This is a genomic window from Pseudomonas sp. FP2335 (assembly GCF_030687535.1).
In the GTDB taxonomy this organism is placed as follows: Bacteria; Pseudomonadota; Gammaproteobacteria; order Pseudomonadales; family Pseudomonadaceae; genus Aquipseudomonas.
In genome coordinates, this window is the sequence record NZ_CP117437.1 from 4,674,709 (window position 1) to 4,700,464 (window position 25,756).

The 25,756-nt window shown below is 59.9% G+C and carries 27 protein-coding genes and 1 pseudogene; 13 read left to right on the top strand and 15 right to left on the bottom strand.

The features are described from left to right. The first annotated feature begins 109 nt into the window (after nucleotides 1–109). From PSH81_RS20975 to PSH81_RS20990, 4 genes are all read left to right on the top strand, one after another. Nucleotides 110–742 (top strand): glutathione S-transferase family protein, encoded by a 633-nt coding sequence (locus tag PSH81_RS20975; protein WP_226456206.1) that lies wholly within the window; start codon nucleotides 110–112, stop codon nucleotides 740–742. Nucleotides 743–858: 116 nt separating this feature from the next. Continuing rightward, on the top strand, nucleotides 859–1,593 hold the full coding sequence (locus tag PSH81_RS20980) for an NAD(P)-dependent oxidoreductase (protein WP_305391419.1): 735 nt from the start codon (nucleotides 859–861) through the stop codon (nucleotides 1,591–1,593). Between the two features lie 156 nt (nucleotides 1,594–1,749). Continuing rightward, a complete protein-coding gene (locus PSH81_RS20985; RefSeq protein WP_226456208.1) occupies nucleotides 1,750–2,163 on the top strand; it encodes a hypothetical protein in 414 nt (137 codons plus the stop codon). A gap of 159 nt (nucleotides 2,164–2,322) precedes the next feature. Beyond that, on the top strand, nucleotides 2,323–2,811 hold the full coding sequence (locus PSH81_RS20990) for a hypothetical protein (protein ID WP_226456209.1): 489 nt from the start codon (nucleotides 2,323–2,325) through the stop codon (nucleotides 2,809–2,811). A 146-nt stretch (nucleotides 2,812–2,957) separates the two neighbouring features. Here PSH81_RS20990 and PSH81_RS27595 read toward each other — a convergent pair whose 3' ends face one another. From PSH81_RS27595 to PSH81_RS21000, 3 genes and pseudogenes are all read right to left on the bottom strand, one after another. Further along, the gene (locus PSH81_RS27595; RefSeq protein ID WP_370694923.1) at nucleotides 2,958–3,530 is read right to left on the bottom strand and encodes a methyl-accepting chemotaxis protein; all 573 of its coding nucleotides are present in this window, start codon (nucleotides 3,528–3,530) and stop codon (nucleotides 2,958–2,960) included. Nucleotides 3,531–3,551: 21 nt separating this feature from the next. After that, nucleotides 3,552–4,322: pseudogene (locus PSH81_RS27600) on the bottom strand (PAS domain-containing protein); the annotation flags it as partial. A 123-nt stretch (nucleotides 4,323–4,445) separates the two neighbouring features. Beyond that, nucleotides 4,446–5,315 (bottom strand): LysR family transcriptional regulator, encoded by an 870-nt coding sequence (locus PSH81_RS21000; protein ID WP_305391420.1) that lies wholly within the window; start codon nucleotides 5,313–5,315, stop codon nucleotides 4,446–4,448. Nucleotides 5,316–5,411: 96 nt separating this feature from the next. On the opposite strand from PSH81_RS21000, the gene gstA reads away from it, so the two are divergent. The 3 genes from gstA (at nucleotide 5,412) to PSH81_RS21015 (ending at nucleotide 7,606) form a co-directional block, all read left to right on the top strand. After that, nucleotides 5,412–6,014 (top strand): glutathione transferase GstA, encoded by a 603-nt coding sequence (gstA, locus tag PSH81_RS21005; RefSeq protein WP_305391421.1) that lies wholly within the window; start codon nucleotides 5,412–5,414, stop codon nucleotides 6,012–6,014. Nucleotides 6,015–6,289: 275 nt separating this feature from the next. Beyond that, nucleotides 6,290–6,727, top strand: a complete 438-nt coding sequence (locus PSH81_RS21010; RefSeq protein WP_192301034.1) for a GNAT family N-acetyltransferase — start codon at nucleotides 6,290–6,292, stop codon at nucleotides 6,725–6,727. A gap of 60 nt (nucleotides 6,728–6,787) precedes the next feature. Then, nucleotides 6,788–7,606 carry a class I SAM-dependent methyltransferase gene (locus PSH81_RS21015; protein WP_305391422.1) on the top strand — a complete coding sequence of 273 codons (819 nt, stop codon included), beginning with the start codon at nucleotides 6,788–6,790 and terminating at the stop codon, nucleotides 7,604–7,606. A gap of 137 nt (nucleotides 7,607–7,743) precedes the next feature. Here the strand turns inward: PSH81_RS21015 and def are convergent, their stop codons facing one another. From def to PSH81_RS21030, 3 genes are all read right to left on the bottom strand, one after another. After that, the gene (def, locus tag PSH81_RS21020; RefSeq protein WP_226456213.1) at nucleotides 7,744–8,283 is read right to left on the bottom strand and encodes a peptide deformylase; all 540 of its coding nucleotides are present in this window, start codon (nucleotides 8,281–8,283) and stop codon (nucleotides 7,744–7,746) included. A 3-nt stretch (nucleotides 8,284–8,286) separates the two neighbouring features. Then, nucleotides 8,287–9,231, bottom strand: coding sequence for a YihY/virulence factor BrkB family protein (locus PSH81_RS21025; RefSeq protein ID WP_305391423.1), 945 nt, complete (start codon nucleotides 9,229–9,231; stop codon nucleotides 8,287–8,289). 168 nt (nucleotides 9,232–9,399) lie between these two features. Further along, nucleotides 9,400–9,585: a CsbD family protein gene (locus tag PSH81_RS21030; RefSeq protein WP_192301030.1), complete on the bottom strand. Its 186-nt coding sequence runs from the start codon at nucleotides 9,583–9,585 to the stop codon at nucleotides 9,400–9,402. Between the two features lie 199 nt (nucleotides 9,586–9,784). Between PSH81_RS21030 and PSH81_RS21035 the strand changes: the two genes are divergently transcribed. Next, a complete protein-coding gene (locus PSH81_RS21035; RefSeq protein ID WP_226456215.1) occupies nucleotides 9,785–10,162 on the top strand; it encodes a hypothetical protein in 378 nt (125 codons plus the stop codon). A gap of 103 nt (nucleotides 10,163–10,265) precedes the next feature. On the opposite strand, the gene fadD1 is transcribed toward PSH81_RS21035, so the two are convergent. Both fadD1 and fadD2 read right to left on the bottom strand, forming a co-directional pair. Further along, the gene (fadD1, locus tag PSH81_RS21040; RefSeq protein ID WP_226456216.1) at nucleotides 10,266–11,957 is read right to left on the bottom strand and encodes a long-chain-fatty-acid--CoA ligase FadD1; all 1,692 of its coding nucleotides are present in this window, start codon (nucleotides 11,955–11,957) and stop codon (nucleotides 10,266–10,268) included. Nucleotides 11,958–12,350: 393 nt separating this feature from the next. Next, nucleotides 12,351–14,039 carry a long-chain-fatty-acid--CoA ligase FadD2 gene (gene fadD2 / locus PSH81_RS21045; RefSeq protein WP_192301028.1) on the bottom strand — a complete coding sequence of 563 codons (1,689 nt, stop codon included), beginning with the start codon at nucleotides 14,037–14,039 and terminating at the stop codon, nucleotides 12,351–12,353. Nucleotides 14,040–14,248: 209 nt separating this feature from the next. On the opposite strand from fadD2, the gene PSH81_RS21050 reads away from it, so the two are divergent. Both PSH81_RS21050 and PSH81_RS21055 read left to right on the top strand, forming a co-directional pair. After that, nucleotides 14,249–15,193, top strand: a complete 945-nt coding sequence (locus PSH81_RS21050) for an alpha/beta hydrolase (protein WP_305391424.1) — start codon at nucleotides 14,249–14,251, stop codon at nucleotides 15,191–15,193. A gap of 57 nt (nucleotides 15,194–15,250) precedes the next feature. Beyond that, the gene (locus tag PSH81_RS21055) at nucleotides 15,251–15,721 is read left to right on the top strand and encodes a MaoC family dehydratase (RefSeq protein WP_010208208.1); all 471 of its coding nucleotides are present in this window, start codon (nucleotides 15,251–15,253) and stop codon (nucleotides 15,719–15,721) included. A gap of 124 nt (nucleotides 15,722–15,845) precedes the next feature. Here the strand turns inward: PSH81_RS21055 and PSH81_RS21060 are convergent, their stop codons facing one another. Further along, nucleotides 15,846–16,313, bottom strand: coding sequence for a PA2169 family four-helix-bundle protein (locus PSH81_RS21060; RefSeq protein WP_305391425.1), 468 nt, complete (start codon nucleotides 16,311–16,313; stop codon nucleotides 15,846–15,848). A gap of 204 nt (nucleotides 16,314–16,517) precedes the next feature. Here PSH81_RS21060 and PSH81_RS21065 point away from each other — a divergent pair, with 204 nt between their 5' ends. Both PSH81_RS21065 and PSH81_RS21070 read left to right on the top strand, forming a co-directional pair. Next, nucleotides 16,518–16,754 (top strand): DUF3820 family protein, encoded by a 237-nt coding sequence (locus PSH81_RS21065; protein ID WP_135289383.1) that lies wholly within the window; start codon nucleotides 16,518–16,520, stop codon nucleotides 16,752–16,754. Between the two features lie 14 nt (nucleotides 16,755–16,768). Further along, nucleotides 16,769–17,944 (top strand): aminotransferase class V-fold PLP-dependent enzyme, encoded by a 1,176-nt coding sequence (locus PSH81_RS21070; RefSeq protein WP_226456219.1) that lies wholly within the window; start codon nucleotides 16,769–16,771, stop codon nucleotides 17,942–17,944. A gap of 221 nt (nucleotides 17,945–18,165) precedes the next feature. Here PSH81_RS21070 and PSH81_RS21075 read toward each other — a convergent pair whose 3' ends face one another. From PSH81_RS21075 to zwf, 3 genes are read right to left on the bottom strand one after another with little or no spacing between them, the layout of a single operon-like run. Further along, entirely contained in the window at nucleotides 18,166–18,831 is a 666-nt protein-coding gene (locus PSH81_RS21075) for a bifunctional 4-hydroxy-2-oxoglutarate aldolase/2-dehydro-3-deoxy-phosphogluconate aldolase (RefSeq protein ID WP_226456220.1), read from the bottom strand. 17 nt (nucleotides 18,832–18,848) lie between these two features. Beyond that, nucleotides 18,849–19,562 (bottom strand): 6-phosphogluconolactonase, encoded by a 714-nt coding sequence (gene pgl, locus PSH81_RS21080; RefSeq protein WP_192301023.1) that lies wholly within the window; start codon nucleotides 19,560–19,562, stop codon nucleotides 18,849–18,851. Further along, nucleotides 19,549–21,015, bottom strand: coding sequence for a glucose-6-phosphate dehydrogenase (gene zwf, locus PSH81_RS21085; RefSeq protein ID WP_305391426.1), 1,467 nt, complete (start codon nucleotides 21,013–21,015; stop codon nucleotides 19,549–19,551). The genes pgl and zwf overlap by 14 nt, the downstream gene beginning before the upstream one ends. A 218-nt stretch (nucleotides 21,016–21,233) precedes the next feature. Between zwf and PSH81_RS21090 the strand changes: the two genes are divergently transcribed. Further along, on the top strand, nucleotides 21,234–22,094 hold the full coding sequence (locus PSH81_RS21090; protein ID WP_177413991.1) for a MurR/RpiR family transcriptional regulator: 861 nt from the start codon (nucleotides 21,234–21,236) through the stop codon (nucleotides 22,092–22,094). 122 nt (nucleotides 22,095–22,216) lie between these two features. On the opposite strand, the gene PSH81_RS21095 is transcribed toward PSH81_RS21090, so the two are convergent. The 3 genes from PSH81_RS21095 to PSH81_RS21105 all read right to left on the bottom strand — a co-directional run bounded on the left by PSH81_RS21095 (nucleotide 22,217) and on the right by PSH81_RS21105 (nucleotide 25,754). Further along, nucleotides 22,217–23,062, bottom strand: a complete 846-nt coding sequence (locus PSH81_RS21095; protein WP_305391427.1) for a D-hexose-6-phosphate mutarotase — start codon at nucleotides 23,060–23,062, stop codon at nucleotides 22,217–22,219. A gap of 103 nt (nucleotides 23,063–23,165) precedes the next feature. After that, nucleotides 23,166–24,512: a carbohydrate porin gene (locus PSH81_RS21100; RefSeq protein WP_017737958.1), complete on the bottom strand. Its 1,347-nt coding sequence runs from the start codon at nucleotides 24,510–24,512 to the stop codon at nucleotides 23,166–23,168. Nucleotides 24,513–24,596: 84 nt separating this feature from the next. Then, nucleotides 24,597–25,754 carry an ABC transporter ATP-binding protein gene (locus PSH81_RS21105; RefSeq protein WP_192301019.1) on the bottom strand — a complete coding sequence of 386 codons (1,158 nt, stop codon included), beginning with the start codon at nucleotides 25,752–25,754 and terminating at the stop codon, nucleotides 24,597–24,599. Between the last annotated feature and the right edge of the window lie 2 nt (nucleotides 25,755–25,756).

Sequence of the window (25,756 nt, forward strand, 5' to 3'; positions counted from 1 at the left end):
ACAATAGTTAAAGGATCTGAGTTCCAGTGAGAAAGAAATAAACAACATGCACTCGCCGTCGCTGTTGTCCACTGCTAGATTGGCTGCTCTCCACCGCAAGGGAAGCACCATGGGACACTCACTGAAAATCTTGGGCCGCACCTCCTCCATCAACGTGCGCAAAGTGCTGTGGACCTGCCAGGAACTCGGCATCGACTACAAGCGCGAAGACTGGGGCATCGGCTACACCCCCACCCAATCCCCCGAGTTCCTCGCCCTGAACCCCAACGCCCAGGTGCCGGTGCTGATCGACGATCACGGTGTGCTGTGGGAATCCAACACCATCTGCCGTTACCTCGTGGGCCTCTACGAACGCCATGACCTGCTGCCCGCCGAACCCGCGCCACGGGCGCGCGTCGAGCAATGGATGGATTGGCAAGCCACCGAACTCAACCCGTCCTGGGGCTACGCGTTCCATGCACTGGTACGCCAGAACCCCGACTACCAGGACCCGCAGCGTATCCAGGCCGGCGTGCAAGCCTGGAACAGCAAGATGGGCCTGCTCGAACAACAGTTGCTCAAGACCGGTGCCTACGTGGCTGGCGATGAGTTCACCCTGGCCGACATCCTCGTCGGCCTGTCGGTGCACCGCTGGCGCAACGCGCCGCTGGAGCATCCGCCCTACCCCGCTGTCGAGGCTTACTATCAGCGCCTCAGCCAGCGCCCCGGTTTCCAGACCTTCGCCCTCGACGGCCATGATTGAATAGAAGCAGCGTCAAGTTTTTAGCTACAAGCCGCAAGTAACAGCCTCTCAGCTTGAAGCTTGCAGCTCGAAGCCCGAAGCCCGAAGCTCACAACTTCTATCTAACCGGAGGTCACATGAAAGGACTCAACGTACTGCTCACCGGCGCTTGCGGCAGAATCGGCAAGACGTTTTTCGACGCCTCGAAAGACCGTTACCGCTTCACTCTCACCGACCGCATCGCCCCGGATTTTGCCCTCGGCGAACACCGTTTCGTACACGCCGACCTCAGTGACAGAACCGGCCTGGCGGCGCTGCTCGACGGCATCGACGTGATCGTGCACCTGTCGGGCATCCCCCACGCCAGCGCTTCGTTCGACGAATTGCTGCCGAACAATATCCTCGCCACCACCTACCTGTTTGAAGCCGCCGTGGCCGCCGGGGTCAAACGTCTAGTCTTCGCCAGCAGCGCGCAGACCATCGAAGGCTACCCGGTGGACCGCCAGATTATCCCCGGCATGCAGGTGATGCCGGCCAACTTGTATGGCGTGAGCAAATGCTACGGTGAGGCGCTGTGTGCCTACTACGCAGCGAAAACCCCGCTGTCGACGATTGCCCTGCGCATTGGCGCCTTCGAGTTTGTCGAAACCCACGACCTCAACAACGCCCGCGACCTCAGCGCCTGGCTCAGCCCGCGCGATGCGGTGCAGCTGCTGCAACGCTCGGTAGAAACCGAGGGTGTGAGGCACCTGATCGCCCATGGCATCTCCAACAACCGCTTCAAGCGCCTGGATTTGAGCGAAACCACGCGGGTGCTGGGTTATCAACCGGTGGACGATGCCTTCCAGACTTTTGAAATCCCCATCACTTAAAGCAATCAATGCCCATGGAAAGCACACCACTGCCATTCGTCAGCCAGGCGTCATAACTGTTAATTATGACAGTACCGCCCTAATTCCCCCGGGTATCTACTCTCGGAAGGCGAGCCCAGCTCGGGCCGCCCTCCGATGACGAAAGAGGAGCTGGACATGCCCAATACCAAGGGACTACCCGGAAAAACTCTGATTGCTACAAGTGCGCCTGATGGCCCTATTGACGCCGTCACCACCTCGTATCGCCAATGGGGCAACGGCGGCCGAAACATTACGCTGGACGGCTTGCAGCCTGAAACCAATGGCAGCTCGAGGGGCGTGCAAATTGATTTCCCCAGTTCCGCGAGCTTGGGTCAACACACCATTCCCCAAGGCTTTCCCGATACCTACTCGGTGAACTACTTCCGCCAAGTGGGCAGCGCCAGGCAGTCTTTTCCAGCGAAGAGTGGGACATTGACGCTGGAAAGCTTCAGCACAGCCAATGCTGAGGCTTCAGGCAAGTTCGATGTCGTCGTCACCGTAGAAAATACTGACTACACACTCGCGGGCCACTTCGATATCAAAGCCTAAACCCAGGCAATACTTTGCAGCACAAGCGGCAATGAACAGCCCTGCATGGGCCATTCATTGCCGCTCCCGCCGGCCAGAAGCCACGCGGCAAAGGGAATAAACCTCGGCACGCTATTTGCTCCACCTGTGGCACACGAACATTTCCCCAGGTGACCGATCATGCTGGTTAACAACAACACCCAAGCTGTGACGACCCTCCAGCAGCTCAAGCGCTCCGACATGGACCCCGCCAACGCCGCCGCCAGCGCGCTGTACAGCGGTGCGGTGCAAGCGGCGCAGCAGAGCATTACCGTGCCGGCCGCGCAGAAGGAACTGGACAAGGCCGCCGACCGTATCGACGAAGCCTTCGCCAAGACCCGCGTGCAGTTGCAGGCGGCAACCACGGATGTTCCAGCGGTCAATGCCACGTCGGCGGCACGTTCGGAATTCACCGACTACATGAGCAAGACTCCGGCCGAGCGTATCCGTGAACAATTGCTCAAGGAACAGGGTTTGACCGAAGCGGATGTGCAGAACATGACGCAGGAAAAGCAGGACGCGATTTCCAAGCAAGTGGCCGAGCGTTTGAAGCAGCAGCAAGAGCAGCAGGTTGCCGCCAAGGCCACTGACCCGGCTCAAAGCGTAAAAGAAACCCTCGCCGCAATCTAAAACGCAACCTGTAGTGAGCGGGCTTGCCCCGCGCCGGGCGGCGAAGCCGCCCCAAACAGATCGCCGCGGAGGATCAGGAAGACCGAGGTGCCTGGATTTGGGGCGGCTGCGCCGCCCAGCGCGGGCAAGCCCGCTCACTACGGGTGTTATTGCAGTTGCAGGGTCGAATTGAACTGACTGATCGCATCCACCACGTGCCGTGACCCTTCCTGGATTTCCAGGATCACCTGCCCTGCCTCATTCGCCAGTTCCACACCCAGCCCCGTGCGGCTCAGGCTCGATTGCATGCTCGACACCGCGCTCAGCGAAAGGTCGTGGTTCTTGCGTACAACGTCGACAATCTCCACCGTCGCCTGGCTGGTGCGCCCCGCGAGGCTGCGCACTTCATCGGCCACCACCGCAAAGCCGCGCCCATGCTCACCTGCCCGTGCGGCTTCAATGGCGGCATTGAGCGCGAGCATGTTGGTCTGCTCGGCAATGCTGCGGATGGTCTGCACGATGGCGCCGATGATGTCCGACTGCTTGCTCACCGCGTCGATACTCACGGCGGCCTGGTTCAAGTCCTGGGAAATTCCTTCGATGATCTGCACGGTTTGCTGCACCACCTCCGAACCTTTGCGCGCGCAGGCGTCGTTTTGTACCGATGTGGCGTGGGCCGAATCGGCAGCGTTGCGTAGGGTCGAGACCTGGTCGGTGATGTCGCTGGCGAACTTCACCACTTTGTACAGGCGCCCATTGGTGTCGAAGATCGGGTTGTAGGACGCTTCCAGAAACAGCGTCTTGCCGTATTTGTTTTTGCGCTCAAAGCGGTGAGAGTGATATTCGCCGCGGTTCAGCGACGCCCAGAACGCCTTATAGGCGGGCGATTCGACCTCGCTGCGGTGGCAGAACATGCTGTGATGCTGGCCGATGATTTCGTCCAGGGAGTACTGCACGGTGCGCAAGAAGTTGTCGTTGGCGTTGAGGATCTGCCCTTGCGGAGTAAACTCGATCACCGCCATGGAGCGGCCGATGGCATCGATCAGGCTCTGGTTTTCGTGTTCATGGTGGACCCGCGCGGAAATATCCGACGCCACCTTGATGACACTCTGTACCTGATTGTCACTGTCCAGCACCGGCATGTAGCTGGCTTCAAGCCAGACCTCCTCGCCGTGCTTGTTCAAGCGCATGAAGGTGCCACTGATGGCCTCCCCCCGCGCCAGGTCGCGCCAGAGCTTGGCGTAGGGCTCGGTTTGGGTGTAGGCCTCGTCGCAAAAAATCCGGTGATGCTTGCCGCGAATTTCCTCGGCGCTGTAACCCATGGTTTTGCAGAAGTTGTCGTTGGCATCCAGGATCACTCCATTGCGATCGAACTCGATCATCGCCATCGAACGGCTGATGGCGGCGAGTTTGGCGTTGGCTTCGGTCAGGGCGCAGGAGAAACGTTCGATTTCGCGCAGATCGGCTTTGTGATGGCGGTTGAACATGGTCAGGTCACCCTTGAGTCCCGGCGCCTGGAAGGCGCATTCCATTCATCAGTTGGATACTGCTGGCACGCTTTTCATGGGAAACAAACCATCCGAAACGTTTTATATGCCAAGTGTCATCATCGGTTTTGGATGAGCATAGACAGGGCTCGGCGCTACGCAAGGCCACTAGTCAGCCAGCGTTTTCAACAACGCGCGGGCGGCTACGGAGGGCGGGCAGGTTTGCGAGGCCACCAAAGAGAACTCACGGTGCAGGGGCACGGCCAGTGGCATCACCCGCAGGCCCTGGCGCTGGACAGGCAGTGTCACTTCGGGCACCAGGGTCACGCCGATGCCATCACGCACCAGGCTGAAGGCGCTGCTCCATTCGCGCACTTGCACGCGAATATCAGCCAAAGTCAGCCCCGCCTCGGCGGCCAGGCTGCGGGCATTGGCAGTGCAGCCGCCAGTGGCCAGTACAAACGGCTGTTGCAACAACTCCTCCAGCGTCAGCGTGGCATCCGCCGGACGCTGGGCCAGCGCATGCGCCTGCGGCAACACCGCCAGCCAGTTGTCGCGCCCCAACACCGTGGCATTGCGCTCCGGCTTGGGGTTGAGCACCACGCCCAGATCGATCAGGCCGGCGTCGAGCAAGGTGTTCACTTCGTTGTCGGTGACTTCCAGGGTGGTGACGTCGATGCCTGGGTACAGTTGAGCGAAACGCTGCAACAGCGGCGTCAGAAACGTCGCCAGCACCATGGGGAAACTGGCGATGCGAAGACTTCCACGCAACATCGGCCTGGCTTCGTCGACGGTGCTGCGAATCGCCTGCAAGGCGCCGAGCATCACCCGCGCCTGCTCGATCACACTCAGGCCCAGGGCGGTGGGCAAGGTCTGGCGCGGCGCGCGGGTAAACAGTTGCGCCCCCAGGGTCGACTCCATGCCTGCCATGGCCTGGCTGGCGGCGGACTGGGTCATGCCCACGCGCTCGGCGGCGGCGGTGATGCTGCCGTGGTCGGCAACGGCCACCAGCAGGCGCCAGTGCATCAGGTTCATCATGGCAGTAGCTGTCCTTATGGCAGGGCTCTGAAGGTTTAATTTTACGCACGGTGTCATGCCCGCGAGACTGGCGCAAATCCAACGGAGCTGCCCTCGATGAAACTGTATTACTTCCCTCACGCCTGTTCCCTCGCCCCACACATCGTGCTGCGGGAGTTGGCGCTGCCATTTGAGTTGGTGAAGGTGGATAACCAGGCAAAAACCACGGCCAACGGTGAGGACTTCCTACAGATCAACCCCAAGGGCTACGTGGCGGCACTGCAACTGGACAACGGCCAGGTGTTGACCGAAGCCAGCGCGATCCTGCAATACCTGGCAGACCTGAAACCCGCCGCCGGACTGGCCCCGGCCAATGGCAGCTGGGAGCGGGTGCGCTTGCAGGAATGGCTGAATTTTATTGCCACCGAGATCCATGGCGGGCTGGCGGTGTTCTTCAACGGCGCGATCCAAGGCGAAGTGCGGGCGATGTTCCAGGCCACACTGTTCAAGCGCTTTGTGATTCTGGTGCAGACGTTGGAGCGCCAGGACTATCTGCTGGGTTCGCAGTATTCGGTGGCGGATGCTTATCTGTTCGTGGTGCTGCGCTGGGCGGCGTTCCACGCTATTGATCTGCGCGAATGGCCGGCGCTGCAGGCGTTTGAACAAAGGGTCGGGCAGCGGCCGGCAGTGATTGCGGCACTGGCGGCAGAAGCTCAATGAGCTGAAATGGGATGAGCATGTGGGAGCCAGGCAGCTCCCACATCAGGCTTGAAACTCAATGGCCGAACAAACCACCCTCGGATTTCTTGGCTTTCTTGTCGGCGCGTTTTTCATCGGCGGTTTTTGCCGGTTTTTTCTTCGCGGCTTTCTTTGAATCCATACCTTTGGCCATGATGCGTACTCCACTGTCAGGGAACGTGACACTGGGTATACCACCTATTGCCCGACAGAAGGGGCTTATAATCGCGTCCCCTCCATCACGTCGTCTGAACACCATGCCCGAGTTGACCATCGATCTACTGGCAGAACCCCTGTGGCCGCTGCTGAACAAGTTCTATCGCAGCCACAATTGCTCGATGAAAGCGCTCAAGGGCGGGCGTTTGTGGGTCGCACGCGACGGCGAGATTGTCGCGGGCCTGTGCCTGACGCCGGTGGTGGGCGGGCAGTGGTTGACCGGGGTGTTTGTAGACCCGGCCTATCGCGGCCGGGGGTTGGCGGCAACCCTGATTCTGCAGGCGGTGGCCGCGTGCGAAGGCACCGTATGGCTGCTGTGCCATCCGGACCTGGAAGGGTTGTATCAACGCATGGGGTTCACTCAGGACACACTGCTACCGCAATCCCTCAGCGAACGTCTGGTGCGCTACAAACGCAACAAGCCGATGATCGCCATGGGCTTAGAACCGTTAGTGAGGTTGACCTCGGATAATGTGTGATCCGTGGGTACAGGGCCCATGCTAGCCTCGGCGACACAGTGGCCCCCTCACAGGATGATCATGAAAACGACGCTTGCAGCTTTCTGCCTCACCGCCCTCCTCGTCCCGCCCCTCAGCCAGGCCGCCGACGCGCCGATCAGCGCCAAGCAGTACCAAAGCGTACTCGCCGGCAGCTGGCGTGACCCGGCCAATAGCGCCCGCGACGGTTATCGCCATCCACAACAGACCCTGGAATTCTTTGGCCTGGGCGCCAAACAGAGCGTGATCGAAATCACCCCGGGCGGCGGTTGGTACAGCGAGCTGCTGGCACCGCTGCTCAAGGACCACGGGCATTACATCGCTGCCGTACAGGCCGCGAGCAGCAGCGCCTACGCGCGTACGTCCGAAGAGAACCTGAAGAAAAAATTCGCCGCAGACCCGACGCGGTATGGCAAGGCCGAGGTCGTCGAGTTCGATCCCAAGGCACCGGTGTTCGGCAAGCCGGGCTCGGCGGATGCGGTGCTGACCTTTCGCAATGTGCATAACTGGGTGTTGGCGGGCACCGCCGACGCGACCTTCAGCGCGTTTTACAAGGTGCTCAAGCCCGGTGGCGTACTGGGCGTGGAAGATCACCGGGCCAAGGACGGAGCAGACCTGGAAGCAATCAAGGACAGCGGCTACCTGACCACCGCCCAGGTGGTGAAACTGGCCACCGATGCCGGGTTCAAGCTGGCGGCGCAGAGTGAAGTGAACGCCAACCCCAAGGACACCAAGGATTATCCGGCGGGGGTGTGGACTTTGCCGCCGACGTTGAAGTTGGGCGAACAGGACAAGGCCAGGTATGTGGCAATTGGTGAGTCCGATCGGCTGACGTTGCGGTTCGTCAAGCCAGCCAAATAAACCTATTTGAAGTGCATTCCAACTGTGGGAACGGGCTTGCTCACGAATGCGGTGTACCAGTCACCTGATATGTCGGCTGAAACACCGCATTCGCGAGCAAGCCCGCTCCCACAGTTTTGCCTCATTGGGCTTGAAAGCTAATCGTCAGCCGTGGGGTCCATGTCGGGGAACATCACTTCGATAAATCCGAACTTGCTGAAATCGGTAATCCGCGACGGGTACAACCGGCCGATCAAGTGGTCGCATTCATGCTGCACCACCCGCGCATGAAACCCGTCGGCAACCCGTACGATCGGCTCGCCCTTGGGGTCGAAACCCTCGTAGCGAATCTGCTGGTAACGGTTCACCGCACCACGCAAGCCGGGCACGGACAGGCAGCCTTCATACCCCTCCTCCAACACCGGACTGAGCGGCGTGATCAACGGGTTGATCAGGATGGTCTGCGGCACCGGCGGCGCGTCCGGGTAGCGTTCGCTGGCCTCGAAACCAAAGATCACCAGTTGCAGGTCAACGCCGATCTGCGGGGCGGCCAGGCCGACACCACCGACGTGCTCCATGGTCTGGAACATGTCGTCGATCAATTGCCACAGCTCGGGGCTGTCGAACATCTCCGGCGGCACCGGTGGCGCGATACGCAGCAGGCGCTCGTCGCCCATTTTCAGGATTTCACGGATCATCGATCAGACTTCATCAGTAGTGGGCTTGGAATGGTCCCGGCCGAGGCCGGAGACATGCTGTTTTTCATGGGCTGGCTGGTCGAAATCCTTCGCGCCAGGCTCCTTGCCTTCAGCCGACATGTGTTCGATTACGGCATTCATCTCTGCCCCCAGCAGCAGCACGGCGGCGGAAATGTAGAAATACAGGAGCAGCACGATGATCGCACCGATGCTGCCGTACATGGCGTTGTAGTCGGCAAACGTCTTGACGTAGTAGCCAAAGCCCAGGGACGCGACAATCCACACTACCACCGCCAATACCGAGCCTGGGGTGATGAAGCGGAATTTCTGTTTTACGTCGGGCATCACGTAGTACATGAGGGCCACGGCGAACATCAGCAGGATCACGATCAGCGGCCAGCGCAGGATGGTCCACAGGGTGACCACGAACTCCTGCATGCCGATCTGGCCCGCCACCCATTCCATCACTTGTGGGCCGAGCACCATCAGCGCCGCAGCGGCCAGCAGCATGCCGGCAATGCCGACGGTGTAGAAAATCGACAGCGGAAAACGCTTCCAGATCGGCCGGCCTTCGACGACGTCGTAGGCGGCGTTCATTGCGCTCATCATCAGGCGCACACCCGCTGAAGCGGTCCACAGCGCAATCACGATACCCACCGACAGCAGCCCACCCTTGGATTGCTGCAGCTGGTCGATCACCGGGTTGACCTGCTCCAGGGCTTGGGGCGGCAATACCAGCTCCGACTGCAGGCGCAGCCAGGTGAAGAAATCGGGCAGGTGCAGAAAACCAATCAGGGCGATGAGGAACAGCAGGAAGGGAAACAGCGAAAACAGCATCTGGTAGGCCAGCGCCGACGCGTAGGTGGACATTTCGTCATCGACGAACTCTTTGACGGTGCGCACCAACACTTTATGTAGCTTGAGGCCATCAAGGACCGGAAAAATCATAGCGTCTCCTTTCGCCGCAAAAGATGAGTTCAAGGGCGACTCAGGGGCCGTTTTCTACATCAAGGTAGCTTATTTGGCGACCTTGAAACAATTTCGAAACTTTAACCGCATCCGGTGACAAAAAAACGGCCATCCGTGGATGGCCGCTCCGACTGCTCAAGTGCTGCCTTATTTGACGGCTTTCTTGACCGCGTCCTTGGTGTCACCAATGGCCTTTTCAACCTGGCCTTTCTTTTCCTGCACCACGCCTTCAGCGCGCAGTTTGTCGTTTCCGGTGACTTTGCCGATGCCTTGCTTGATGTTGCCGACGGCTTCGTCTTTCAAACCTTTTGCCTTATCCGCTGTGCTGCCCATGGTATTTCTCCAGAAGAACAATCAAGGGTTTTGGTCATTACGTAGAAATTGACCCGGGGCTGTCCGGCAGAGTTTCAATTATTTTCCACGGACATTTCATCGCCGGGCGCAGGTTTGGCTTTATGTTTTGTGGCCAACCCACGAGAATGCCCGGCACATTCAGGCTATAACGCTGAATAACAGATCCCGTAGGAAGGTTATGAAACTCAATAAAGCACAGGCCATCGCCCGCAGAAACACCGAACTGGGCGGTGCCGTACTCGGCGTCAACAACTGCCACTTCACCGACCTGGACCGCAAACGCAACATCTGGTGGTTCGATCTGCCGGTGGGCCGTATTGCGGTGGGCCAGTACGAGTGGATTCACCTGTTGATGCACAACGCCGAGACCGACCAGTTGCTGCACCTGAAGGTGCCGACGGCGTTTTTGCGCGAACACATCGAAGGCCTGGTGGTGCGCAATGCGGGCAAGCGCAAGCCGGAGATCACCCTGGAGCTGAGCGCAGACAAGGATTCCTTCCTGAAGGATGTGCGGCCAGCCGGTGCGGGTATCAGCTTCGCCCAGTTCGCCCTGTAAGAACCCGGTTCAAAAACTGTGGGAGCTCCCGCATTGGATTGGATTCCAATCCTGGAAATCAGCAGGCGTAAAAAACCCCGCATTCGCGGGGTTTTTTATGGGGTTACTTCTTGAGGCCGAGCTTCTTCAGCTCTTCATCACGCAACTCACGCCGCAGGATCTTGCCCACGTTGGTAGTCGGCAAGGCATCGCGGAATTCCACGAGCTTGGGCACCTTGTAGGCGGTGACGTTGGCGCGCATATGCTCCATCACCTGATCCTTGGTCAACGTGGCACCCGGTTTGACCACGATAAAGAGCTTGATGATCTCACCGGACTTCTCGTCCGGCACACCGATGGCCGCGCATTGCAGTACGCCCGGCAGGCCGGCCAGCACGTCTTCGAGCTCATTGGGGTACACGTTGAAGCCCGAGACCAGGATCATGTCCTTCTTGCGGTCGACAATGCGCATGTAGCCATCCGGCTGGATGATCGCGATGTCGCCGGTCTTCAACCAGCCTTCGCTGTCGAGCATCTCGTCGGTGGCGTCCTGACGCTGCCAGTAGCCCTTCATCACCTGTGGGCCCTTCACGCACAGCTCGCCGGTTTCGCCCAGCGGCAACTCGGTGCCATCATCGGCGATGACCTTGCACACGGTGGACGGCACGGGAATGCCGATGGTGCCGATCTGGATATGCTGGATCGGGTTCACGGTCGCCACGGGGCTGGTTTCGGTCATGCCGTAGCCTTCGCAGATGCCACAACCGGTCACGTCCTTCCAACGCTCGGCGGCGGCCAGTTGCAGGGCCATGCCGCCCGACAGGGTGACCTTCAGCGCAGAGAAGTCCAGCTTGCGGAACGCCTCGTTGTTGCACAGCGCCACGAACAGCGTGTTCAGGCCGACAAAACCGCTGAACTTCCACTTGGACAATTCCTTGACCATCGCCGGCAGGTCGCGCGGGTTGCTGATCAGGATGTTGTGGTTGCCGATCAGCATCATCGCCATGCAATGAAAGGTGAACGCATAGATGTGGTACAGCGGCAGCGGCGTGATCAGGATCTCGCAGCCCTCATTGAGGTTCGAGCCCATCAGCGCCTTGCATTGCAGCATGTTGGCGACAAGGTTGCGGTGGGTGAGCATCGCACCCTTGGCCACGCCGGTGGTGCCGCCGGTGTATTGCAGCACGGCCACATCACTGCTGGCGGGGTTGGCGTCGCTGACCGGCTGGCCCTGCCCCTTGGCCAGCACGTCGTTGAACTTGATCGCCTTGGGCAAGTGATAAGCCGGGACCATTTTTTTCACGTACTTGATGACGCTGTTGATCAGCAGACGCTTGAGCGGCGGCAACAGGTCGGCGACTTCGGTGACGATCACATGCTTGACGGCGGTCTTGGGCACGACCTTTTCCGCCAGGTGCGCCATGTTGGCCAGGCAGACCAGGGCCTTGGCACCGGAGTCGTTGAATTGGTGTTCCATTTCCCGCGCGGTGTACAGCGGGTTGGTGTTGACCACGATCAAGCCGGCCCGGATGGCACCGAACACGGCGACCGGGTACTGCAGGACGTTGGGCAGTTGCACGGCGATGCGGTCGCCGGGCTTCAAGTCGGTGTGCTGTTGCAGGTACGCGGCGAAAGCACCGGACAATTCGTACAACTCACCGTAGGTGATTGTCTTGCCCAGGTTGCTGAAAGCCGGTTTGTTGGCGAAGCGCTGGCAGGACTGCTTCAGTACCGCCTGAATATTCGGATACTCGTCTGGATTGATTTCTGCAGCAATCCCGGCGGGGTACTTATCCTTCCAAAAGTCTTCGTTCATGGAAGCCCACTCCTCAGCGACGCGAATTCATCATCGCATTTGATGCGATTATTATTGGTGTATGTTTTTTTAAGGTGAATCTGGCGCTTTCAAGCAGGCCGAGACGTCACAAAGCGCGCCGAGAGTAGCAGCTTTGCCAAGGGCCGACTAGAGCCAAACGCGGGCCCTACAGTCATATTCGCGACTGTCCTACAATATTTGGTCACACTATAAACAGCACTTAATTTGCCTCGGGAAAGGCTCTGGAATAAGGCTTTGAGGACACCGAACAGCAAATGTGAGAGCGGGCTTGCCCGCGAATGCGGTGTACCAGTCACACAGATATGTCGACTGATGCACCGCATTCGCGGGCAAGCCCGCTCCCACATTTTTTGATTGCATTTCAACTCAGGGTCAGGCGATGTCGCGCAGTTCCCGCCGCAAGATTTTCCCTACAGGCGTCATCGGCAACGACTCACGCAACACAATATGCTTGGGCACCTTGTAGCCGGTGAAGTTGGTCTTGCAGTACGTCTTCAATTCCTCAAGGCTCACACCCTGGGCGCGGGCGACCACGAACAGCTTCACCGCCTCCCCCGTGCGCTCGTCCGGCACGCCGATCACCGCGCAGTTGGCCACCGCAGGGTGGGCCATCACCACATCTTCGATCTCGTTGGGGTACACATTGAAGCCCGAGACAATGATCAGGTCTTTCTTGCGATCGACGATGCTGACAAAGCCATCGGTGTCGATCACCGCAATGTCGCCGGTCTTGAGCCAGCCTTCGGCGTCGAGCGTCTCGGCGGTGGCCACCGGCTGCTGCCAGTAGCCCTTCATGACCTGCGGGCCCTTGATGCACAACTCGCCGCGCTCGCCCAAGGGCAATTCGCGGCCTTCGTCATCAATGACTTTCATCGCCGTGCCCGGCACCGGAATGCCCACGGTGCCCAACCGCGATTGGCTGCCGTAGGGGTTGGTGCTGGCGACCGGCGACGTTTCCGTCAGCCCGTAGCCCTCGCCGATAGTGCAGCCGGTCAGCGCTTTCCAGCGCTCCGCAGTGGCCTTGACCAGCGCGGTGCCACCGGAGTTGGTGATCTTGAGGTGGGAGAAATCCAGGGTCTTGAAGTCCGGATGATCCATCAATGCCACAAACAGCGTGTTCAACCCCAGCAGGCAGGAGAAGCGCCACTTCTTCAACTCCTTGATAAAGCCGCCGATGTCGCGCGGGTTGGTGATCAGCACGTTGTGGTTGCCGGTCACCATCATGCACATGCAGTTCGCCGTGAATGCATAGATATGGTAAAGCGGCAGCGGCGCGATCATCACTTCCTGCCCCTCGCGCACCAGCGGCTGACCGTCGTCGTTGACCTGGGACATGCACGCCCGCGCCTGCTGCATGTTCGCCACGAGGTTGCCGTGGGTGAGCATCGCGCCCTTGGCCAGGCCGGTGGTGCCGCCGGTGTATTGCAGCACTGCGATATCGTCCAGGGTCACGGGATGGCGGATCACGCCCAGGCCTGCGCCCATGCGCAACGCACGCTTGAAGGAAACGGCGCGCGGCAGGCTATAGGCCGGGACCATTTTCTTGACCTTGTCGACCACGGTGTTGACCAGCCAGCCTTTGGCGGCGGGCATGAAATCGCCCATCTTGGCTTCGATCAGGTAGTCGATCTCGGTATCGGCGCACACTTCCTGCACCCGCGAACCGAACAGGTTGAGGTAGACCAGCGCACGCACGCCGGCGTCCTTGAACTGGTGGCGCATCTCGCGCGGGGTGTACAGCGGGTTGGTGTTGACCACGATCAGCCCGGCGCGCAGGGCGCCGAACACGGCAATCGGGTAATGCAGCACGTTGGGCATCTGCACCGCAATGCGCTCGCCGGGCTTGAGGTCGGTGTGCTGTTGCAGGTAGCCGGCGAACGCCGCACTTTGGCGCTCCAGCTCGGCGTAGGTCAGAGTGATACCCATGTTGCTGAACGCCGGACGGTCGGCAAAGGTCTTGCAGGAACGCTCGAAGACTTCGATCACCGACTTGTAAGAGGTGAGGTCGATGGCATTGGGAACGCCCGCGGCGCGTTTGTCATTCCAGAAATCAGGTTGCATTATTCTTGTCCTCTTACCTGAGTGTGTCCGGCCGCTTTTGCACTGCATACAAAGCGGAGCTTTGGGGACGTTAGCAGCTATGGCCAAACAGGCAAATACAGGAAAGAGCGTCATTAATTGCGTGAATCTTCCTACAAGGCCCTGCACTGATCAGACGCTTACCGTGGGATGAGCTATACACTGCAACGACCCCGAGCAAAGGAACCGCCATGAACCACAGCACCTTCTGGCTGACCGCGAATGACCACAGCCGCCTGTATGTCAATCAATGGCTGCCGGACGGCCCCGCCAAGGCGATGATCATGCTGTCCCACGGCATGGCCGAGCACAGCGGGCGCTATGCGCGCCTGGCGCAGGCACTGTGTGCGGCGGGCTACGGCCTGTACGCACCGGACCAGCGTGGCCACGGCCGCACCGCCGACGAAGGCACCCTGGGCCTGTACGCCGAGCACGACGGCTGGAACAAAGTGGTGGGCGACCTCGCCAGCCTCAACCAGCATATCGGCCAGCAGCATCCGGGGGTGCCGATCATTCTGCTGGGCCACAGCATGGGCAGCTACATCGCCCAGGCCTATCTGCTGCATCACAGCGCCAGCCTGAGCGGCGCGGCTCTGAGCGGCTCGAATTTCCAACCCGTGGCGCTGTACCGCGCCGCCCGGGTGATCGCGCGCATCGAGCGGGCCCGCCAGGGCCTGCGCGGGCGCAGTGCGTTGATCGACTTCCTGTCGTTCGGCTCATTCAACAAAGCGTTCAAACCCAACCGTACGGCCTTCGACTGGCTCAGCCGCGACCCGGCGGAAGTCGACAAGTACATCAACGACCCGCTCTGCGGTTTCCGCTGCACCAACCAGCTGTGGGTCGACCTGCTCGGCGGCTTGCAGCAAATCAGCAAAGCGTCCAATCTCGCGCAGATCGATCCGGGCCTGCCGATCCTGGTGACCGGCGGCGAATGTGATCCGGTGAGTGAGGGCAAGCGTCTCACCCATCTGGCCAACGCCCTGCGTGAAGCCGGCTGCCGCCACGTGCAACTGACGATCTACCCGCAGGCGCGCCATGAAGTGTTCAACGAAACCAACCGTGACCAAGTCACCGCCGACCTGCTGACGTGGCTCGACCAGGCCCTGACCCTGCACAGGCCGGCCCGCTGCGAATAATGTTTGCTTTAGAATCAGCCGATTAAATTACCGATTAGCCACAGGATGCACCTTTAGATGACCCAGGTAACCAACACCCCGTACGAAGCCCTTGAAGTCGGCCAGACCGCCAGCTACAGCAAATTGGTGGAAGAGCGCGACATCCAGCTGTTCGCCGCGATGTCCGGTGACCACAACCCGGTGCACCTGGACGCCGAATACGCCAAGGCGACCATGTTCAAGGAGCGTATCGCCCACGGCATGTTCAGCGGTGCCCTGATCAGCGCGGCGGTAGCCTGCGAATTGCCTGGGCCGGGCACTATCTATATCGGCCAGCAGATGAGCTTTCAGAAGCCGGTGAAGATCGGCGACACCCTGACCGTGCGCCTGGAAATTCTCGAAAAACTGCCGAAATTCCGCGTACGCATCGCCACGCGGGTGTTCAACCAGCGCGATGAGTTGGTGGTGGATGGTGAAGCGGAGATTCTGGCGCCGCGCAAGCAGCAGGTGGTGACGCTGACCGAATTGCCGCCGATCAGCATTGGCTGAAATCTACACAATACAAATGTGGGAGCGGGCTTGCCCGCGAAAGCGGTGGATCAGTCACCAACACTGTGACTGAAAGACCGCATTCGCGAGCAAGCCCGCTCCCACATTCGTTACAGCGTAAGGCTTACGACTGGGCGCGAGCCTGGTTACGCAGCGCCTTCACCTGGTCATGGTTACGTTGCACGCCGTGGTACTGACGCTCAACCAGGTCACGAATGCCCAACAGGTTGTGCTTGTTGATCTTCTCGATCGCTTCTTTGTAAGCCTTCAGTGCGTGGTCTTCACCGCGCTCGGCTTCGTTCAGTACCGCCTCTTCATCCTTGCCGGTGAGCATCGACTTCACGTCGACCCAGCCACGGTGCAGTGCGCCGGCAACGCTGCCGGAATCTTCCGGATCGCCACCCAAGGCACGCACGGCAGTCTTCAGCTCGGCAGCAGCGGTGGCGCAGTCGGCGGAACGCTTGGCGAACAGCGCTTTAAGCTCTGGGTGCTTGATGTCTTCAGCGCACTCTTTGAAACCCTTTTGACCGTCGATGCTGGTTTCAATCAGGTAGTTCAGTACGGAGATCGATTCTTTAGTGATGTCAGTCATTTTTCAATTCCTTGTACGGGTTAAGAGGTTGTCTTAATGATTGCAGCGCCCGTGCCAGTTTTTTCAATAACAACTTTTCCTTTGTTTTCAATAACTTAAAAATATTTGAACCATCTGTATGTACGTTATTTGCATGATCTGTCAATTGGCCTTCATGCAGAATGCCTGTATTTTCAGGGCTCTCGACTCATTCGTCTGAAGCCCATGAACCCCGAAAAACTCGAACTGCTGATCACCCGCCAAATGCCCTTCGGCAAGTACAAGGGCCGGATCATCGCCGACCTGCCCGGCCCCTACCTGAACTGGTTTGCCCGAGAAGGTTTCCCCCACGGCGAACTGGGTGGGCTGCTGGCATTGATGCAGGAAATCGACAGCAACGGCCTGGCCGAATTGCTCGAACCGTTGCGCGTAAAACACGGCAAGCCCGCCCCCCGCCATTAAGAAAGAACCCCGCCATGCCAAGGAATGCCGATAACGAGCAACACTGGACCGCCATCGCCAGGCGCTATGAGCTGGAGCCTGGCCCGATCAATCTGGAAAACGGCTATTTCGGACGCATGAGCCGCGTCGTGCGCGCGCAGTATCTGGAACACGTGGCGTTTATCAACCGCAGCAATTCCCTGCATGTGCGCCAGCGTTTCGAGCAGGGCGAAAACGTCGAGATCCGCCGCCAACTGGCTGGGCTGATCAACGTCGACCCCGAGTCGGTCGCCTTCACCCGCAACGCCACCGAGGCCTTGCAGTCGCTGATCCGTAACTACAACCGCCTGGAGCCGGGGGATCAGGTGTTGATCAGTGACCTGGAGTACGACACGGTCAAAGGCGCCATGCGCTGGTTGGCCGGGGTTCGCGGCGTGGAGGTGATCGAACTGTCCCACGCGCACCCGGCGAGTTTCGACAGCCTGCTGCGCACATACCGCGATGCGTTCGCGCAATACCCACGTTTAAAGCTGATGGCGCTGACCCACGTCACCCATCGCACTGGCCTGGTGATGCCGGTCGAGGCGATCGCCAAGGCGGCGCGTGAATATGATGTGGATGTGATCCTCGACGGCGCTCACGCCCTGGGCCAGATCGACTTCAACCTCGCCGAACTGGGCATTCAGTTCGCCGGTTTCAATCTGCACAAATGGATCGGCGCGCCGCTGACCCTGGGTTTTCTGTACATCGCGCCCGAGCGCCTGGCCGACATCGACCCGGACATGGGCGAGTTTCACTACCCGCCCAGCGACGTGCGCGCACGCACGTCCTACAGCACACCGAATTTTCCGGCGCTGATGACCTTGCCCTTGGTGTTTGAGGAGCATCGAAGCCTGGGAGGCTCGGCGGCCAAGGGCGCGCGGGTGAATTACCTGCGTGACCTGTGGGTGAGCAAGGTGCGGCCGTTGGCGGGGGTTGAGGTGCTGACGTCGGATGATCCGCGCCTGTATTGCGGGATTACGGCGTTCAAGTTTGTCGGAAGGGACCAGCAGGTGATGGCAGATCGTTTACTCAAGGACTACAACCTGTTTACCACCACACGGGTGGGCGCGGCGTTTGGGACCTGCATTCGGGTGACGCCGGGGTTGGTCACGTCGGCCGCGGACATCAATGCCTTGGTCACCGCCATCGCCGAACTCAACGCCGATTAAAACTGTGGGAGCGGGCTTGCTCGCGAATGCGGTGTGTCAGCAATACATCTGCAAGCTGAACCACCGCATTCGCGAGCAACCCCGCTCCCACACAAACCCATTCCAACTCAAGGAGTTACGCCGACCTGAGAGGTTTTCTGCAGGCAAAAAAAAGCGGCACACCGACCAAGTGCACCGCAAAAATGCCGTCAAGCACAGCAACAACGATTCGATGAATCAGATCAATCCAGCAGCGCCAGCGCCTCGGCGGTGACTTCCTGAATGCGGGCCCAGTCGCCGTTCTTGATCCACTCAGGATCAAGCATCCAGCTACCGCCCACGCACATCACGTTTTTCAACGCCATGTAGCTTTTGATGTTGGCCGGACCAACGCCGCCGGTCGGGCAGAATTTCACTTCGCCAAACGGGCCGCCCAGGGCCTTGATTGCCGCGACGCCGCCGCTGACTTCAGCCGGGAACAGCTTGAAGCGGCGATAACCCAGCGCATAGCCTTCCATGATCCCGGAGGCGTTGCTGATGCCCGGCAGCAGCGGGATTGCGCTGTGTACCGAGGCTTCCAGCAGGTCGCGGGTGATGCCTGGGGTGACGATAAATTGCGAGCCGGCGACTTCGGCCGCTTCGAGCATATGGCGATCCAGCACGGTGCCAGCACCGGTGCACAGTTCCGGGCGTTGCTCGCGCAGCACCTGAATGGCCTTGAGGCCGTACTGCGAACGCAGGGTCACTTCCAGCGCGGTCAAACCACCGGCGGCCAGGGCATCGGCCAGCGGCAGGATGTCCTGTTCGCGGGCGATGGTGATCACCGGCAGGATCCGCGCCTTGGCGCAGAGGCTGTCGATCAGGGCAACTTTATCCGCCATGGACACGGTCGGTTGAGGGCTTTTCATAGCGGCTGATCCTTGGCTCATGGGCACCAGTAAATCTCTAATGTGGGTTGCAAAAACGCGCGAATCGGCATGGCAGCGATGTCGTCACCGGCCAGTGCAGCGCTCAAGGTCGTCAATTTCGAACTGCCGGAAATCGACAGTACGGTGTAGTTCGCCGAAGCCAGCAGCGCGCGACTCATGGTCAGGCGCTGGTGGGGTACGGTCGGCGCCAGCATCGGCCAGCAACGGCGCGTGCCGTCCGGCTGCAAGGCTTCGCTCAGGTTCGGGCTGTTGGGAAACAGCGACGCGGTGTGACCGTCATCGCCCATGCCCAGCACCAACACGTCAATCGCCGGCAATTCCGCCAGCAGGCGATCGGCCTGCTCGGCAGCGTCTTCAAGATTGGCCGCGGCGCTGTACAGGCTCAGGAATTTGGCCTTGGCCGCCGGGCCTTGCAGCAAGTATTGCTTGAGCAGACCGGCGTTGCTGTCGGCGTGTTCCACCGGCACCCAGCGTTCGTCGGCCAGGGTGATCGTCACCTTGGACCAGTCCAGGCCTTGCTTGGCCAGGTTCTGGAAAAACGCCACGGGGCTACGGCCACCGGACACCACCAACGTGGCTTCGCCACGGGCGCTGATGGCCGCACGCAATTGCTCGGCCACATCATTGGCCAGGCCTTGCGCCAACAGCACCGGCGTGCGGTACTCGTGCGGCGTGACGCCCTGGGGCAGTTTCAAATCAGATATCGCCATACCACGACCTCCCATCCCGCGTGATCAGTGCAATGGAGCTCATCGGCCCCCAGGAACCCGCCGCGTACGGCTTGGGCGCATCACCGGATTTTTTCCACCCGGCGATCAACTGGTCACACCACTTCCACGCGGCTTCGATTTCATCTTTACGCACAAACAGGTTCTGATTGCCGCGCATCACTTCGAGCAACAACCGCTCGTAGGCATCGGGAATCCGTGCGCTGCGATAGGTGTCGGAAAAATTCAGTTGCAGCGGCCCGCTGCGCAGTTGCATGCCCTTGTCCAGGCCCTGCTCCTTGGTCATCACACGCAAGGAAATACCTTCGTCCGGTTGCAGGCGGATGATCAGCTTGTTGCTGATCTGCAAGCGCTGCTCGGGGGCGAAGATGTAGTGGGACGGTTCCTTGAAGTGGATAACGATCTGCGACAGCTTTTGTGGCATGCGCTTGCCGGTGCGCAAGTAGAACGGCACCCCGGCCCAACGCCAGTTGCGGATGTCGGCACGCAGGGCGACGAAGGTCTCGGTGTCGCTCTGGGTGTTGGAATTCTCTTCTTCGAGGTAACCCGGCACCGGCTTGCCAGCGCTGTAGCCGGCGATGTACTGGCCGCGCACAACCTGGGTGGTCAGGCCTTCCGGGCTGATCGGCGCCAGGGCCTTGAGCACCTTGACCTTCTCGTCACGGATACTGTCGGCGGACAGGTCAGCCGGCGGGTCCATGGCGATCAGGCAAAGCAGTTGCAGCAGGTGGTTCTGGATCATGTCGCGCAGCTGGCCGGCCTTGTCGAAGTAGCCCCAACGGCCTTCGATGCCAACCTGCTCGGCGACAGTGATTTCCACGTGGGAAATGTAGTTCTGGTTCCACTGGGTTTCGAACAGGCTGTTGGCGAAACGCAGGGCGATCAGGTTCTGGACGGTTTCTTTGCCCAGGTAGTGGTCGATGCGGTAGGTGCGGTTTTCCGGGAAGAACTGCGCCACGGCATCGTTGACCTTGCGCGAGGATTCCAGGTCCGAGCCGATGGGTTTTTCCAGCACCACGCGGGTGTTTTCCGCCAGGCCGGCCTTGGCCAGGTTTTCGCAGATCGCGCCGTACACCGCCGCCGGGGTGGCGAAGTAGGCGATCAAGCGTTGCTCGCTGCCGACTTTTTCCGCCAGGGCGGTGTAGTCGTCAGCGTTTTTGAAGTCAACGTGAACGTAGGTCAGGCGCGCCAGGAAACGCTGGGCGATGCTTTCGTCCAGTTCCTTGCCGACGTAGCTGCGCAGTTCTTTTTCGATATGGGCCAGGTGCTGTTGCTCGGTCCCGGCTTCACGGGCCAGGGCCAGGATGCGGGTGTCGTCGTGCAAGAGCCCGGCGCCATCGAGTTGATAGAGGGCAGGAAATAACTTGCGCAGCGCCAGATCACCCAAGGCGCCAAACAGGGCAAAGGTGCAGGGTTCTACGGTTATCGAAGGCATGATGTTTGTTCTTTTATCAAGTTAAGCTACAAATACCTTTTTTCAAGGCATCACTCAAGGAAAAATGTAGTAATAACCACAACATTTTCCCGAAATACGCATTGCGAGTGGTGGTGTTCAGCTACCCTCAGTAGGATAGGCCACCGCAAAAGACCACTGGTCGATTGGTTGCCACCCTCATTTGCATCGTCGCCCGAAGGAAAGACTGAATGGACCGCGTGCGAAATCTTCTGGAACAGATCCAGAACCGCCTCGAAGAATTGAACAAGGCCGAGAAAAAAGTCGCCGAGGTCATCCTGCTCAACCCGCAGCAGGCGACCCGCTTCTCTATCGCCGCCCTCGCCCAAGCCGCCTCGGTCAGTGAACCGACGGTCAACCGTTTCTGCCGTTCGTTCGGCGTCAGCGGCTACCCTGAACTGAAACTGCAACTGGCGCAAAGCCTGGCCAGCGGTGCTGCGTATGTCAGCCGCGCCGTGGAGGCCGATGATAACCCCGAGGCCTACACCCAGAAGATCTTTGGCAGCGCCATCGCATCCCTGGACAGCGCCTGCCAGGCCCTGGACCCGAACTTGATCAGCAAGGCCGTGGACCTGCTGATCCAGGCGCGGCAGATCCACTTCTTCGGCCTCGGCGCTTCGGCACCTGTGGCGATGGACGCGCTGCACAAGTTCTTCCGCTTCAACCTGTCGGTCACCGCCCACGCGGACGTGCTGATGCAGCGCATGATCGCGTCGGTGGCGCATACGGGCGAGCTGTTCGTGATCATTTCCTACACCGGGCGTACCCGTGAGCTGGTGGAAGTGGCACGTATCGCCCGCAGCAACGGCGCCTCGGTGCTGGGCGTGACCGCCGAGAACTCACCATTGGCCAAGGCCAGTACGGTGAGCCTGAATATTCCACTGCCGGAAGATACGGACATCTATATGCCGATGACCTCGCGGATCATTCAGTTGACGGTGCTGGATGTGCTGGCGACAGGCATGACGCTGCGCCGTGGGGTGGATTTCCAGCCCCATCTGCGCAAGATCAAAGAGAGCTTGAATGACAGCCGGTATCCGGTTGGCGATGAGTTCAACTAAGGCTGGAATCTCTACCAGCTGTACCGGCCTCTTCGCGAGCAAGCCCGCTCCCACATTTTGATTTGTGAACACATTCAAATGTGGGAGCGGGCTTGCTCGCGAAGGGGCCCGCAGCCACACCGCTACACCCCAGCCCTGGCCTGCAGACTCAAATGCGCCCGTTCCCCCGGCGCCAGGCTCGCGCCGGCCATTGCCGACTCCACGCACACAAACCCCGACGCCTCGTTGAAACTCACGCCCAACAGCGGCCGGCTGCCCGGATGCCACACCACGGTGTCGGCGCTGTCGCCGGTGTCGATGCACAATTCGCGTTGCCAGGCGTGGTCCTTGAGCTGCAATTCCCCATCATGCTGGAACACCCGCTGGCATCCACCGTCCACCCGCAACTCACCTTCCTGCTGGCAAGCCTGGCGACTGAGCTGGTCATACCCTTGCGCCCCGTCGAGTCCAGACAGCGCTATCTCATCAACATGACCAATACGCCAGTAAGCATGCAAAGCATGGCTCAATTGGCACGGCAGCTCGTCCTGATGCTCGGTGCTCAGGCGCAGTTCCAGGGTGTCGCCCAGGTGTGCGTGCAGGTCGACCTGCCAATCGCACAACTGCAGTTGCCAGTGCAGACGCACACCGTCGTCGTCAGTGCTGCTGTCGAGCAGTTTCCAGTCGATCAGCCGCGCCCAGCCGTGGGATGGCCACGCGTTCTCGCTGGGATGACGGCCATACCACGGCCAGCACACCGGCACGCCACCACGGATCGCGCCGACTTGCGGCCACTTCGCCGCACACCACAGCCAGGGTTTTTGCCCCGTGGGTTGAAAGTGCAACAGTTGCGCGCCCTGACGACTGAACACCGCCTGGCACAGCGGGTGGTCGATCACCAATACGTCGCGCATCTGAAAGCGCTCCCAGGCGAACACTGGACGTTCGCGCAGGGATTTGAAAAAGCGTTGCAGCGGTTGCTCATGCATTTGCCACTGTCCTGAAGGTCTTCACAGTGCTGCGCAAAAAAAAGCGGATAGCCATGGCTACCCGCAAAATGCGCACAGAGAGAAGGAGCTTATCGCAACAACGTTAGAACGTAGACTGAATTTTCAGGCCAGCCACCAACGCGTTGTCGACTTTGTCCACGCCGCCAGGTTGCACGACGTATTGCAGGTTAGGACGCACGGTCAGCCAGTTGGTGACGTGGAAACCGTAGTTGATTTCGAAGTTGTACTCGGTCTCGCGGATCGGCGTGTACAGCGGGTTGTCGTAGTCGCTCACGCCATTGGAGGCGTTGAGCAGCTCGGCGTTTTTCTTCACGTCATTGTTGACGTGCAGACGCGCCGCACCGATGCCGACGTCATCTTTTGGACGCGCGTCGAACGGACCTTTGTACACCAGCATCAACGACTGGTAGTTGTCGACGGTGTTGGTTTCCTTGTCGTGGAACGTGGCGTTGGCCGCGATGTTCAGACCACGGGAAGCGTCGCCGTTATGGGTGGTGAGTTGCTGTTGGGCAACGAACCAGTAGCCTTTCTTGCTGCTGTGGGTGCGGTAGTCCGCGCGTGTGGTAGCAGCATCGTTACCGTTCACGTCTTCACGCACGTCGGACGCCTCGGCGGCGCTTTTGTAGTAACCCACACGGTATTCGCCCGGCAGGTTGTTGACCTTCGGCGACCAGACCAATTCCACCGGGATTACAGTGCCCTTGGTACCGCTGCCGCTGAGCTTGAAGCCGTTACCGTGCTCCAGCTGCGACGGGTTCTGGTTGTACGCACCGATTTGCGCGTACAGCTCAGGCGTGATGTGGTACTTCACGCGGATCGCAGCCTGGCTGACCGGCCAGTTGTACCAGGTGCTCACATAGTTACCGACCTGGGAACCGCAGAACGACAGGTTCTGGAAGTCGCACGGGAAGGTGTTGAAGTCTTCGCCTTCACCGAAGTAACCGAGCTTCACGTCCAACTTGTTGTCGAACATCTGGTGCTGGATCCAGAACTGGGTCAGACGCACCATGTGGCCACGCCCGTAGACTTCCATCGACGAACTCAGCGTGCCGGCACGCGGGTCGCCGATACGATCGTTGGAGATGTTCTGGCCATTACGGTTGGTCAACTGGATCTTGGCCTGGGTGTTGTCCCAGCCCCACAGTTTTTGCAGGTCCAGCGCGACGCCCAAGCCGAACTGGTCAGAGTAGCGACCGGTCTTGTCGGTGTTGTAGCCGCCGTGGGCGTTGTAGCCCATTTCACCTACGTAGTCAGCCTTGATATCGATACCTTGCTCGATCAGCTTGGTCCGTTCGCCGCCCCAATCGCCGGTCATCCACTTGGAATCGGCGCTGAATGCTTCGTCCGCCATCGCATTGGCGGACAAAACCAGGGCTGCTGCCGCTGACAGTTGGCAGATCAGCCGGGTAGTGTTGTGTTGCTTTTTCATCCCTACATCCTCGTCTTTATTGTTATTAAACTGTTTTTATCTAACGCGGGTTACTTTTTTATTTAAAACAACAACTTATCTGCTTCAACGGCCTTTGAATTGGGCCACATTGTCGGCATGCCCCTGTGCGGGCAATGAAGAAGCAGTGCCCAGACGCTCGCCGGTATTGGCGTCGAACAGCAATACCTTGGATGGATCAAATTGCAGGGTCAGGGTCTCGCCCACCTGCGGGGCCACGTCGGGCGCCAGGCGGCAGCAGACCTTGGTGTCATTGAGTTGCACGAATACCAGGGTGTCCGGGCCGGTCGGTTCGGTGACCTGCACTTCGGCGCGGATGCTCGAACCGTTGCCCTCGCCCGCCGCCAGCAGGATCTGCTCGGGGCGCAGGCCAAGGATCACGTCACGGTCTTCAAGACCGGCGTCGGTCACGTTCAGCACCAGCTCGCAACGGGCCTGGCCGCTGTCGAGCAGGGCCACCAGACGACCGTCCTTGCGTTGCAGGCGCAGGGGCACGAAGTTCATCGGCGGCGAACCGATAAAGCTCGCCACGAACTGGTTGGCCGGGTTGTTGTAGATGTCTTTCGGCGTGCCGAACTGCTGGATGATGCCGTCCTTCATCACCGCCACTTTGTCGCCCAGGGTCATCGCTTCGATCTGGTCGTGGGTGACGTAGACGGTGGTGGTTTTCAGACGCTGGTGCATCAGTTTCATTTCGGTGCGCATCTCGACGCGCAGCTTGGCGTCGAGGTTGGACAGCGGTTCATCGAACAGGTAGATCTTCGGCCGACGTGCAAGGGCGCGGCCCATGGCCACACGCTGTTGCTGGCCACCGGAGAGTTGGCCCGGCTTGCGGTTGAGCAGGTGTTCGATCTGCAACAGCTTGGCCACGCGCGCCACTTCGGCGTCGATGTCGGCCTGGGGCATCTTGCGGATTTTGAGGCCGAATTCGATGTTCTCGCGCACGCTCATGGTCGGGTATAGCGCGTAGGACTGGAACACCATGGCGATGTCGCGATCCTTGGGGCTCATGCCGCTGACGTCCTGGTCGCCGATCATGATCGCGCCGCCAGTGATGGTTTCCAGGCCGGCGATGCAGTTCATCAGCGTGGATTTACCGCAACCCGAAGGGCCGACCAGGATGAGGAATTCGCCTTCCTTGATCGACAGTTCGATGTTCTTCAAGGTGTCGGGCAGGCCGGGGCCATAGGTCTTGTTTACATTGCGAAGTTCAAGCGTAGCCATGA